The sequence below is a fragment of the Kitasatospora sp. NPDC059803 genome (genome assembly GCF_042732255.1).
Lineage (GTDB): Bacteria > Actinomycetota > Actinomycetes > Streptomycetales > Streptomycetaceae > Kitasatospora.
Genome location: NZ_JBHWIJ010000140.1, coordinates 4010 through 15609, shown reverse-complemented (window position 1 = coordinate 15609; position 11600 = coordinate 4010). Strand labels below are relative to the sequence as shown.

Sequence of the window (11600 nt, the reverse complement as noted above, 5' to 3'; positions counted from 1 at the left end):
CAGACGCGGTGCCTCACCGCCCACCCGCCGTACCCCCCCCCCGCGCGGGGGCCCGGTGCGGTGGGTGTGTGCGTGGTTGTGGCGTCCCCCCCGCCCGCGCCCCCGGGGGGGTGCGGGGGGCCCGACGGCGTCCGCTGGGCGGCGCTGGCTGGGTCGGGCGCCTGGGTGTTCCCCGACGGCGCCACCCTCGACCTCGCCCGCGAACGGCGGACCGGGGCGTGGGCCGACATCAACCGGGGCGGGGCGCCCGACCCGATCACCCGGACCTACCTGTCGATCGGCCTCGACCACGGCACCGACCCCGTCGACGGGACGTACCACTACGTGCTGATGCCCGGGGCCGGCCCGGACCAGGCGGCGGCCCGCGCGGCGGCCCCGACGGCCACCGTGCTCGCCAACACGGCCGACGCCCAGGCGATCAGCGCGCCCGGACTCGGACTCACCCTCGCCAACTTCTTCGCCCCCGGCACCGTCGGCCCGCTGACCGTCTCCGCCCCCTGCTCCGTCCTGCTCCGCGAGAACGGCGGCGACCTCTCCGTCGCCGTCGCCGACCCCACCCGGAAGGCGGCCACCGTCCAGCTGACGATGGCGCTGGACGGCTACCGGCTCGCGAGCGGCGGCACCGGCATCACGGTGCTCTCGGACTCCGGGCCGCTGGTGCTGCGCTGCGCGGTGGCGGGCACCGGGGGAGCGAGCCTGTCGGCGGTCTTCCGGCGGAGCGCCGGCTTCCGTCGAGGTGCCGCCTGACGGAGCCGGCCGCCGAGGTCAGCGCACCGGGACGGGCCTTACTGGCCGACCCGCCCGTCGAGGCACTCGCGCAACAGGTCGGCGTGCCCGCAGTGACGGGCGTACTCGTCGATCCTGTGCACCAGCAGCTCTCGCACCGCGATGCCGCTCTTCCCCAGCCGCGTGCCCAGGTCCGGGTGCGCGGCCAGGGCGGCGTCGGTCGCGGCCTGTTCGCGGGCCAGGTCGGCGAACGCCGCGTCGACCTCGGCCTGCTCGGCGACGGCTCCGTCGAAGTCCGCGTCCCGCTTGCCGTAGAGCTTCGGCAGCGGATCGCCGTCGCTGATCCAGCCGCGCCAGTCCCGTTCCACTGCGGCGAGGTGCCGGACGAGGCCGAGCAGCGACATCGTCGACGGCGGGACGGACCGGCGGGCCAGCTGCTCCGGGTCCAGGCCTTCGCACTTCATCAGCAGGGTGTGGCGGTAGTTCGTCAGGAAGTCGTTCAGGGTGGGGAGTTCGCCGTCCGGGCAGACTCCCTCGCTGTTGCGGGGGTCGTCGTCCGGGTCGGCCCACATGTCGGGGTAGACGGTCGCCTGGGTCCATCGTTCGGGTTGGTCGCTCATGCGGGCCATGCTCGTCCGTGCGGGCCCGAGCCGCCAGTGGGTTTTGCCGCGATGGGCGACGGTGCCTCAGGGCGTCGGCGTGGGAGCGGCGGCCGGAGGCGGGGGGCTGGGGAGGGCGCTCGCGCGGGCGGCGGGGTCGGTGACAACGCCGGTGCAGTTGTCGCCGTCCTTCTGGTGGCCGCACACCTGCAAGGTGGTGTCGCCGGGGCTCGCGTCGACCATCACGGAGTAGTTGTCGTAGCCCCAGTGGATCAGGGCGGTCTCCTGCCAGCCGTGGTTGGTGATGATGGTGGCGCTGTCCCCGGGGGAGCCGTCGGTGATCCCCGACCAGGCGGCCCGGCAGCGCGGGCTGTAGTGGACGTAGAGGACCACCTTGCCCACGTTGCCGGTCAGCAGGGTGCGCTGGTCGACGTCGCACCGCATGTCCTGGGGGTCCTTGCCCGCACAGCCGACGCCCTCGCAGAGCGGCGCCGGCCCGGCGGTCGCCGCTGCCGTCGCCGCCGCCGTCTTCGGCGGGAGCGTCGCCGCCGATGCCGTGCCGTTGCCGCCGTGCGGGCCGCGCAGGTACAGGGCCGCGAACAGGATGAGCACGGCGGCCACGGCGGCTCCCACGCCGGCCGCCGGCCGCCGCCACGGGGCGGGCCGCGGCGAGGCGGGGGCGGCGTCGGGCGCTTCGGCCGGCGCTGCGGGCGCGGGCGCCGGGGAGAGCGCCTCGTCCGTGTCGTGCGTGGCCTCGGAGGAGGGCGCCTCGTGCGCGTCGCGCGCGGCCTCGGCCTTCCGCAGCAGGGAGGTGAGCAGATCGGCGTCGCACTCGACCGTGGCGATCAGGCCGGCCAGGGCCTGCGGGGTGATCAGGCGCTTCCCGTTCAACCAGCGTTCCCAGGAGGCCTTGCTGAGGTAGGTCCTCTTCCCGAGTTCGGCCAGGGAGATCCGGTGCGCGTCCTTGACCGCGCGCAGTTCCTCGGCCAGACGTCGAGCGGGTTCCGAAAGATCGTCAGGGAGCGGCTTCCAGGACTGACTCATCGCGGGTACCTCGGGCGGGTCGGCGGAGGATGCAAACTGATCCACTTTCGGATGATCAGTTTAATCGGTCGACTTCCCTCGGCCACCGCCCGCGTCCCGGGGCGCCTTCGCGCACCCGGCACCGATCGCCTAGCATCGCGGTCGGCCGCGTCGAGCGACGGGCGGGGCGACGGGCAAGGGCGATCCGAGAGGCGCGGAGCATGGGCGACGAGCGCGGCTACCTGCTGGACAACCGGCAGCGGGAGGCGGGTCGACGGTTCGAGGGCATCGCCGAGCTGTTCGACCCGTGGACGCTGGAGCACCTGGACCGGCTGGGCCCGGCCGACGGGCACCACTGCTGGGAGGTGGGTGCGGGCGGCCCGGGCATCCCGCTGGCACTGGCCGAGCGGGTCGGGCCGGCGGGCCGGGTCCTGGCCAGCGACCTCGACACCAGCTGGCTGACCGGACTGCCCGCCGACCGCGTCGAGGTCCGCCGGCACGACGTCACCCGCGACCCGCTGCCCGACGGGCTGTTCGACCTGGTGCACGTCCGCCTGGTGCTGGTGCACCTGCCCGACCGGGCCGAGGTGCTGCGGCGGCTGGCGTCGGCGGTACGGCCCGGAGGCTGGCTGGTGGTCGAGGACGCGGACCCGGCCCTGCAACCGCTCGCCTGCCCGGACGAGCACGGACCGGACCAGGAGCTGGCGAACCGGGTGCGCCGGGCGTTCCGGGCCCGGCTCGCCGAGCGCGGCGCCGACCTCGCCTTCGGCCGCACCCTGCCCCGGCTGCTGCGCGAGGCGGGCCTGACGGACGTCGCCGCCGAGGCGTACTTCCCCGTCACCTCCCCGGCCTGCCGGGAGCTGGAGGCGGCGACGGTCCGTCAGCTCCGCGACCAGCTGGTCGGCCCCGACCTCCCCGCCGCCGACCTGGACCGGCACCTGGCCAACCTCCGTGACACCGAACTGGACGTGACCACCGCCCCGCTGATCACCTGCTGGGGCCGGCGCCGGTAGGTGGCCACCGCAGGACGCTCCGTCCCCGGCCGGTCGGCCGGCCGGGTCGAGGCGGCGGCGTAGCCGGTGAGCAGGGTGGTCACGATGTCGGTGAGGCGGAGTTTCAGAACTCGGAGCTGGGGGCGTCCGTGACGGGGCCGAGGTCGGGTCGGTCGCGCAGGTCGAGGGCTTCGCCGTGGCGGGTGAGTTCGAGGAGGACGAGGGTGTTGGTGCCCGGGTGCCAGAGCGGGGCGGGGGCGTAGAGGGTGCGCTGCGGGCCCTCGTCGGTGTAGCGGCCGAGGAGGAAGCCGTTGAGCCAGAGCAGGCCGCGGCCCCAGCCGGGGAGGGCGAGGAAGGCGTCGGCGGGGGTGTCGAGGTCGGTCTCGAAGCGGTGGAAGGCCGGGTCGCCGTCGGTGGCGGCGGTGGCAGGGTCGAAGGCCAGGCCGCTCAGGTCGGTGAGGGGGAGCGGGCGGATCTCCCAGTCGTGGAGGCGCTGGCGTTCGTGCGAGACGCCCCGCCGGATGCCCTTGCGGTCGTCGAGCTGGGGGCCGTAGTTGGTGCGGCCGAGCGCCTCGACCAGGATGTCCAGGGTGGTGCCGGCCGGCGCGGTGGCCAGCGGGAGGGTGGCGCCGGGGTCGTTGCGGTCGAGGGTGCCGAGGGGGCGGCCGTCGGCGAAGACCTGGGCGCGGTCGCCGAGGCCGTCGATGCGCAGCGGCAGGGTGGGGCGGGGGCCGGGGACGCGGGTGCGGTAGTGGATGAGGCCGAGGGACTGGCCGAGGTTCTCCATGGGTTCCGGGACGGGCCGGTGGTGCGGGGTGGCCAGCGCGTCCAGGGAGTCGAACAGGCGGGCCCGGCCGGTCCTGCGGTCGATGCGGCGCGGGGCCAGGCGGGGCGGCTCGGCGGGGAGTTCGCCGTCGGGCAGGGGGAGGTACCGGCCGATGACGTCGCGCAGGGCGTGGAACTTGGCGGTGAGTTCGCCGACCTCGCCGATGGGGGCGTCGTAGTCGTAGCTGGTGGTGGTGGGCTCGTAGCCCGGGGTGTCGGGGCTGGTGCCGGTGTGGTTGGCACCGGACCAGAGACCGAAGTTGGTGCCGCCGTGGGCCATGTAGAGGTTGACGGAGGCGCCGGTGGCGAGGAGTGCGTCCAGGGAGCGGGCGGACTCCTGCGGGTCGCGGACGTGGTGGGGCCCGCCGACGCGGTCGAACCAGCCGATCCAGAACTCCATGGCGGCCAGCGGCCCCTTGGGCTGCTGGCGGCGCAGCACCTCGAAGCGCTCGGGGGCGCGGGAGCCGAAGGTCGCGGTGGCGAGCAGGCCGGGGATCGCGCCGCCCTGCTGCATGAAGTCCTCGGCGCCGTCGGCGGTGAACAGCAGGCAGTCCACGCCGCGCGCGAGGAGGCCGTCGCGCAGGTGGGCGAGGTAGCCGGCGTCGGTGCCGTAGCTGCCGTACTCGTTCTCGACCTGGACGGCCACGACGGGGCCGCCGCGGCTCGCCAGCAGCGGCAGCAGCTCGGGCACGAGGGCGTCGAACCAGCCGTCCACGGCGGCGAGGAAGGCGGGGTCGGCGCAGCGCAGGCGCAGGCCGTCGACGGCGAGGAGGCGGGCGGGCAGGCCGCCGAACTCCCATTCGGCGCAGATGTACGGGCCGGGCCGCAGGATGACGTCCAGTCCGTGCTGCTGGGCCAGCCGGACGAACCGGGCCACGTCCCGCCAGCCGGTGAAGTCGATCTCACCGGTGGGCAGTTCGTGGAAGTTCCAGGGGATGTAGGTGTCCACGGTGTTGACGCCGAGGGCGCGCAGGCGGCGCAGTCGGTCGTCCCAGAGCTCGGGGTGGACGCGGAAGTAGTGCAGGGCGCCGGCGACGATCCGGTGCGGGGCCCCGTTGCGGCGGAATCCGGAGTCGTCGTAGTCGAGTTCGATCGTTTCGATCATCGCGTGACCAGCTTTCGAGGGTGTGGCACGGGCTGCCAGGGTAGGCCAACGGCTACCGGTGTGGCGCGGTGGCCACGTGGGTGCGGTGGCGGTCGGCCACGGTGGCGAGGGTCTGCGTGCCGGGGGTGGCCCAGATCCGCTCGTTGAAGATCTCGACCTCGATCCAGCCGGTGTAGCCCGCCGCCGTGACCTGGTCGGTGAGGGAGCGGAAGTCGATGTGGCCGTCGCCGACGTGGCCGCGCCCGAGCAGGACGTCGGCGGGCAGCGGCAGCGTCCAGTCGCACACCTGGTAGGCGGCGATGCGGCCGTCCCGGCCCGCCCGGGCGAGTTGCTCGGGCAGCGCCGGATCCCACCAGACGTGGTAGCTGTCGACGACCACGCCGACCTGGGCGGCGGGGTGCGGCGCGGCGAGGTCGAGCGCCTGGCCGAGGGTGGAGACCACGGCGCGGTCGGCGCAGAACATCGGATGCAGCGGTTCGATGGCCAGTCGTACGCCGAACTGTCCGGCGTACGGGGCGAGTTCGGCGAGCAGGTCGGCGACCCGGGCGCGCGCGCCGGGCAGGTCGCGGCTGCTCTCGGGCAGGCCTCCGACGACCAGCACCAGGGTGTCGGTGCCGAGTTCGGCGGCCTCCTCGACGGCCCGCCGGTTGTCGTCGAGCGCGGCGCGGCGGCCTTCGGGCCCGGCGGCGGTGAGGAAGCCGCCCCGGCAGAGGCTGCTGACGGTCAGGCCGCTGTCGCGGACCAGCCGGGCGGCGCGGGCCGTTCCGGTCTCGGCGACCTTGTCCCGCCACAGGCCGATCGCCGGGATGCCCGCCTGCGCGCAGCCCCGGACGGCCTCGGGCAGGGACCAGTGCTTGGTGGTGATCTGGTTGAGCGAGAGCCGTTCCAGACCGGGGGCGGCGGTACCCCGTTCGGCGGGGTGGGGTGCGGTCATGCCGACCACCCGGCCAGGGCGAGGTAGCGGCGCATCCGGTCGGCCGCGAGCTCGGGGTCGGGGAGCACCCCGGCGGCGTCGGCGAGCCGGAGCAGTTCGACGAGGTGCGGTACGGACCGGCCGCTCTGGGCGCCGGCCACCATGGTGAAGTGCTCCTGGTGGCCGGCCAGGTAGGCGAGGAAGACCACGCCGGTCTTGTACTGGAAGGTCGGCGCCGCGAAGAGGTGCCGGGCCAGCGGCAGCGTCGGGCCGAGCAGCGCGTCGTAGCGGGCGGTGTCGCCGGCGTCCAGGGCGTGCAGGGCTGCCGCGGCGTGGCCGGCGATCGGGTCGAAGACGCCGAGCAGGGCGTCGCTGTGGCCGAGTTCGTCGCCCTTGATCAGTTCGGGGTAGTGGAAGTCGTCGCCGGTGTAGAGCCGCACCCCGGCGGGCAGGGCGCGGCGCAGCGCGACCTCCCGGTCGGCGTCCAGCAGCGACACCTTGATGCCGTCGATCCGACCGGGGTGTTCGCGGATGAGGGTGAGGACGGTGTCGGTGGCCGCATCGAGGTCGGCGGAGCCCCAGTAGCCGGCCAGTGCCGGGTCGAAGGCGGCGCCGAGCCAGTGCAGGATCACCGGCCGGGCGGACTGCCGGATCAGCCCGTCGTAGACGCGGAGGAAGTCCTCCGGGCCGCGGGCGCGGGAGTTGAGGGCCCGGCTGGCCATCAGGACGGGCTGCGCGCCGGCCGCCTCGACCACGGCGAGCTGCGCCTCGTAGGCGTCTGCGACTTCGCTCAGGGCGGCGGCCGTGATGTCGCTCAAGGAGCCTGCCGGGTCGGTGAGTTGGTCGGTGCCGACGCCGCAGGCGAGCCGGCCGCCGACGGCGCGGGCCGCCGCGCCGGAGCGGGTGATGAGTTCGCGGGTGGCGGCCCAGTCCAAGCCCATGCCGCGCTGGGCGGTGTCCATGGCGTCGGCGACGCCGAGGCCGAGCGACCAGAGGTGGTGGCGGAAGGCGAGGGTGGCGTCCCAGTCCAGGGCGGCCGGGGCGCCGGCGGCGTTGGCGCCGAGCGGGTCGGCGACGACGTGGGCGGCCGCGAAGGCCGTGCGGGAGGCGGGCGGGTGTGCGGGCAGGTCGAGCGGTGCGGGCTCGCGCAGCCGCAGCCGGCCGTGTCCGGGCAGGTCGAGTTCGGCCATCAGAGCACCAGCTCGGGGACGTCGAGCCGGCGGCCCTCGCGCGCCGAGCGCAGGCCGAGTTCGGCGAGCTGGACGCCCTTGGCGCCTTCCAGGAGGTCCCACGGGTAGGCGGAGCCGGTCGCCACGTGGCGCAGGAACAGCTCCCACTGCACCTTGAAGCCGTTGTCGTACTCCTCGTTGGCGGGCACCGGCTGCCACTGGGCGCGGAAGGGGTCGGTGGCCGGGAGGTCCGGGTTCCAGACCGGCCGGGGGGTGGTGGCGCGGTGCTGGATGCGGCACTCGCGCAGCCCGGCGACGGCGCTGCCCTCGGTGCCGTCGACCTGGAACTCGACCAGTTCGTCCCGGTCGACCCGCACCGCCCAGGAGGAGTTGATCTGCGCGACGACGCCGTCGGCCAGCTCGAAGACGCCGTACGCGGCGTCGTCGGCGGTGGCGGGGTAGGCCCGGCCCTGTTCGTCGACGCGACGGGGGATGTGGGTGGAGGCGTGCGCGTACACCGTGCGGACGGGCCCGAAGAGGTTGTCCAGCACGTAGCGCCAGTGCGGGAACATGTCGAGGATCACGCCGCCGCCGTCCTCGGCGCGGTAGTTCCAGGACGGGCGCTGGGCGCTCTGCCAGTCACCCTCGAAGACCCAGTAGCCGAACTCGCCGCGCACGGACAGGATCCGGCCGAAGAACCCGCCGTCGATCAGCCGCTTGAGCTTGCGCAGCCCGGGCAGGAACAGCTTGTCCTGGACGACGCCGTTGCGGACGCCGGCCGCCCGGGCGAGGCGGGCCAGTTCCAGGGCGGCGTCGAGGGATTCGGCGGTGGGCTTCTCGGTGTAGACGTGCTTGCCGGCGGCGATCGCGGCGCGCAGGGCGGCCTCCCGGGCGGGGGTCACCTGGGCGTCGAAGTACACCTCGGTGAGCGGGTGGGCGAGCGCCTCGTCGAGCGAGGTGGTCCAGTGCTCCAGGCCGTGGCGTTCGGCCAGGGCGCGCAGCTTGGCCTCGTTGCGGCCGAGCAGGATCGGTTCGGGCCAGAGCACCCGGCCGTCGTCGAGGTCGAGACCGCCCTGCTCGCGGATGGCGAGGATCGAGCGGACGAGGTGCTGGCGGTGGCCCATGCGGCCGGTGACGCCGTTCAGGACGACGCCGATCACCTTGCGGTCCACGGGTGTTCTCCTTGCAGCTGGTGGTGTTGGTGCTGGCGGGGGCGCGGTCAGGCCGTGCAGCTGGTGATGGGGAGGGGGCGCGGTCAGGCCGTGCGGTGGATGCCTTCGGGGTGGACGGCGTGGGCGAACGGCAGGCCCCGCGCGTAGCGGGCGAGCTCGTCGGCCGCGGCGGCGGCCATCCGGTGCAGCTCGCCGCCGAGCGAGCCGGCCACGTGCGGGGTGAGCAGGACGTTCGGCAGTTCGTACAGCGGTGAGTCGGCGGGCAGGACCTCGGGGACGGTGACGTCGAGGACGGCGTCCAGGCGGCCGGCGACGAGTTCGTCGGTGAGCGCCTGCTGGTCGACCAGCGAGCCGCGGGAGGTGTTGACCAGGGTGGCGCCGTCGCGCATCAGGGCGAGCCGGCGGCGGTCCACCAGGTGGTGGGTCTCCGGCAGTTCGGGGGCGTGCACGGTGACCACGTCGGAGGAGGCGCACAGGTCGTCCAGGCCGACGGCCCGGGCGCCGAGCGCGGCGGCCTCGGCGGCCTCCACGTACGGGTCGTACAGCAGCAGGTCGAGGTCGTGCGGGCCGAGCAGTTCGAGCACCCGGCGCCCGATCCGGGAGGCGCCGACGACGCCGACCGTGCGCCGGTAGTTCCCGGCGGCGGCGTAGGCGCCCTGCCAGTCGTGCGGGGCGCGCCGGTGCCGGTAGTCCTCGCGGATCGCCAGCAGCCGCTTGTTGGCGAGCAGCACGGTGGCGACGGTGTACTCGGCGACGGGCAGCGCGTTGGCCCAGGCCGCCGAGGTCACCTGGAGGCCGCGCCGCCAGCAGGCGTCGGTGACGTGGTGCTTGACCGAGCCGGCGGCGTGGATGACGGCGCGCAGCCGGGGCGCGGCGGCCAGCACGGCCTCGTCCAGCGGCGGGCAGCCCCAGCCGCTGATGATGACCTCGGTGCGGGCCAGCGCGGCGGCGGCCTCGGGGGTGGCGAAGTCGTCCACGACCAGGTCGGGGTCGAGGTCGGCGAGGTCGGTGAGCCGCTGGACGGCGTGCCGGTCGAGCAGCCGGGCGGGTAGGGCGCGGTCCATCGCGAGCAGGGCGCGGGGCCGGCGGGCCGGGGCGGCGGGGGAGCGGATGTCGGCTGTGGTGGTGGTCATTTGACGCTTCCTGCGGTCAGGCCGGCCCGCCAGTGGCGTTGCAGGCCGACGAAGGCCGCCACCAGCGGGAGGACGGCGAGCAGCGAGCCGCTGACGACGAGGGGGTAGTACTCGGGGAAGGCGTGGGTCTGGGCGTTCCAGCTGAACAGGCCGAGGCTGACCGGGAAGAGCCGGTTGTCCGAGAGCATCACCAGGGGGAGGAAGAAGTTGTTCCAGATCGCGGTGAACTGGAAGAGGAACACCGTGACGAAGCCGGGCGTCATCATCCGCAGGCCGATCGACCAGAAGGTGCGCAGTTCGCCCGCGCCGTCCATCCGGGCCGCCTCCAGCACCTCGCCGGGGACGTAGCCCGCGCAGAACACCCGGGCGAGGTAGACGCCGAAGGGGTTGACCAGGGAGGGCACGAAGACCGCCCAGAAGGTGTTGACCACGCCGAGGTCCGAGGCGAGCAGGTACATCGGCAGGGCCAGCGTGGTGGTGGGCACCAGCACGCCGAGCAGCACCAGGCCGAACAGCTTCTCCTTGCCGGGGAAGGCGTGGACGTGGAACGCGTACCCGGCGCAGACGCAGACCAGGGCGCAGGCCAGTGCGCCGAGCCCGGCGTACAGCAGGGAGTTGAGGTACCAGCGGAAGTAGATGCCGTCCCCGGTGGTGGCCAGCGCGTGCAGGTTGTCGCCGAGGTGCCAGGTGGCGGGGGACAGGGCGCGCCCGCCGAGCAGGTCGCCGGTGTTCTTGGCGGCGGCGGTCACCAGCCACAGCAGCGGCAGCAGGGTGTAGGCGGTGGCGAGGACGAGGGCGCCGTTGACGGCGGCCTTGGAGAGGCTCCACGGCCGGCGGGGCGGGTGGCTGCGGGCGGCGGAGCGCTGCCGGGGGCGGCGTCCGGGGGCGAGCGTGGTCATCCGGTGGCCTCCGTCCGGCGGTCCGGGCGCGGGCGGGTGGCCCGGGTGACGAGGAAGGACAGCGCGGCGGCGGCGAGCGCGAGCAGCACCGAGGCGGCGGCGGCCAGGCCGTAGTCGCCCCGGTCGAAGGCGGCGGTGTAGGCGTACATGCTGGGCGTCCAGGTGGAGACGACGCCGGGGGAGGCGCCGTGCAGGATCATCGGTTCGGTGAAGAGCTGGAGCGAGCCGATCAGGGTGAACAGGCCGACCAGCACGATCGAGGCGCGGATGAGCGGGATCTTGACGCTGACGGCGGTCCGCAGCGGTCCGGCGCCGTCGACGACGGCCGCTTCGAGGACTTCGCGCGGGACGGCCTGGAGTGCGGCGTAGAAGATGACCATGTTGTAGCCGGTCCACTCCCAGAGTGCGATGTTGACCACGGCGGGCAGTGGCGCGCCGAACGGGTCGGGGTGGGCGCCGCCGGCGTTCAGCAGGTCGATGACCGGGCTGATGCCGGGCGTGTACAGGTAGACCCAGATCAGCGCGGCGATGATGCCGGGCACCGCGTGCGGCAGGAACAGCGCCAGCTGGAAGAAGCGGCGGGCGCGGGCCAGCGCCGAGTCCAGCAGCAGCGCGAGGAGCAGCGCCAGCCCCGTCATCAGCGGGATGTAGAGCAGGCAGTACTGCGCGGTGGTCCAGAAGCCCGAGCGGAACGCCTGGTCACCGAGCGCCCGGGTGTAGTTGCCGAGGCCGGTGAAGACCGTCTCGCCGCCGCCGAAGCCGAGCCCGGAGCGGTGCTCGGTGTACAGGCTGAGGTGGACGGCGTAGCCGATCGGGACGAGCGTGCAGGCGGTGAACAGGAGCACGAACGGGGCGAGCAGGACGGCCGGCGCCCCGTACCGCCCCCGCCCGGCGGGGCGGGGCGGCGCGGGGGGGGGCGGGGCGGGGCGGGGTGGGTGTCATCTTGTGCGGGGGCGGGCGGGGGGGCGACGCGGCCGCCGAGGTCCGGGTCGACGGCGAGGTGTCGGAGGCCGCGTCGGCGGCGCTGCGCGCGATGGACTGGCC

At 74.6% G+C, this 11600-nt stretch carries 11 protein-coding genes; 2 read left to right on the top strand and 9 right to left on the bottom strand.

What is annotated here, in order from left to right:
* The first annotated feature begins 60 nt into the window (after positions 1-60).
* Entirely contained in the window at positions 61-747 is a 687-nt protein-coding gene (locus tag ACFV6I_RS22050; protein WP_380427166.1) for a polysaccharide lyase beta-sandwich domain-containing protein, read from the top strand.
* 38 nt (positions 748-785) lie between these two features.
* Here ACFV6I_RS22050 and ACFV6I_RS22045 read toward each other — a convergent pair whose 3' ends face one another.
* Complete coding sequence (locus ACFV6I_RS22045; protein WP_063350576.1) at positions 786-1346, bottom strand: DinB family protein; 561 nt, start codon at positions 1344-1346, stop codon at positions 786-788.
* A 66-nt stretch (positions 1347-1412) separates the two neighbouring features.
* Entirely contained in the window at positions 1413-2369 is a 957-nt protein-coding gene (locus ACFV6I_RS22040) for a DUF2690 domain-containing protein (RefSeq protein ID WP_380427158.1), read from the bottom strand.
* 200 nt (positions 2370-2569) lie between these two features.
* On the opposite strand from ACFV6I_RS22040, the gene ACFV6I_RS22035 reads away from it, so the two are divergent.
* Positions 2570-3361: a methyltransferase domain-containing protein gene (locus tag ACFV6I_RS22035; protein WP_063350578.1), complete on the top strand. Its 792-nt coding sequence runs from the start codon at positions 2570-2572 to the stop codon at positions 3359-3361.
* 103 nt (positions 3362-3464) lie between these two features.
* Here ACFV6I_RS22035 and ACFV6I_RS22030 read toward each other — a convergent pair whose 3' ends face one another.
* The 7 genes from ACFV6I_RS22030 to ACFV6I_RS22000 all read right to left on the bottom strand — a co-directional run bounded on the left by ACFV6I_RS22030 (position 3465) and on the right by ACFV6I_RS22000 (position 11401).
* Complete coding sequence (locus ACFV6I_RS22030) at positions 3465-5270, bottom strand: beta-galactosidase (RefSeq protein ID WP_380427156.1); 1806 nt, start codon at positions 5268-5270, stop codon at positions 3465-3467.
* Between the two features lie 52 nt (positions 5271-5322).
* Positions 5323-6204, bottom strand: a complete 882-nt coding sequence (locus ACFV6I_RS22025; protein ID WP_380427154.1) for a sugar phosphate isomerase/epimerase family protein — start codon at positions 6202-6204, stop codon at positions 5323-5325.
* Positions 6201-7373: a dihydrodipicolinate synthase family protein gene (locus ACFV6I_RS22020; protein WP_380339433.1), complete on the bottom strand. Its 1173-nt coding sequence runs from the start codon at positions 7371-7373 to the stop codon at positions 6201-6203. The genes ACFV6I_RS22025 and ACFV6I_RS22020 overlap by 4 nt, the downstream gene beginning before the upstream one ends.
* On the bottom strand, positions 7373-8476 hold the full coding sequence (locus ACFV6I_RS22015) for a Gfo/Idh/MocA family protein (RefSeq protein ID WP_380339536.1): 1104 nt from the start codon (positions 8474-8476) through the stop codon (positions 7373-7375). The genes ACFV6I_RS22020 and ACFV6I_RS22015 overlap by 1 nt, the downstream gene beginning before the upstream one ends.
* Positions 8477-8607: 131 nt before the next feature.
* Entirely contained in the window at positions 8608-9657 is a 1050-nt protein-coding gene (locus ACFV6I_RS22010) for a hydroxyacid dehydrogenase (RefSeq protein WP_380427152.1), read from the bottom strand.
* A complete protein-coding gene (locus ACFV6I_RS22005; protein WP_380427150.1) occupies positions 9654-10556 on the bottom strand; it encodes a carbohydrate ABC transporter permease in 903 nt (300 codons plus the stop codon). Before ACFV6I_RS22005 ends, ACFV6I_RS22010 begins: the two co-directional genes overlap by 4 nt.
* Positions 10553-11401: a carbohydrate ABC transporter permease gene (locus ACFV6I_RS22000; protein ID WP_380427148.1), complete on the bottom strand. Its 849-nt coding sequence runs from the start codon at positions 11399-11401 to the stop codon at positions 10553-10555. Before ACFV6I_RS22000 ends, ACFV6I_RS22005 begins: the two co-directional genes overlap by 4 nt.
* Between the last annotated feature and the right edge of the window lie 199 nt (positions 11402-11600).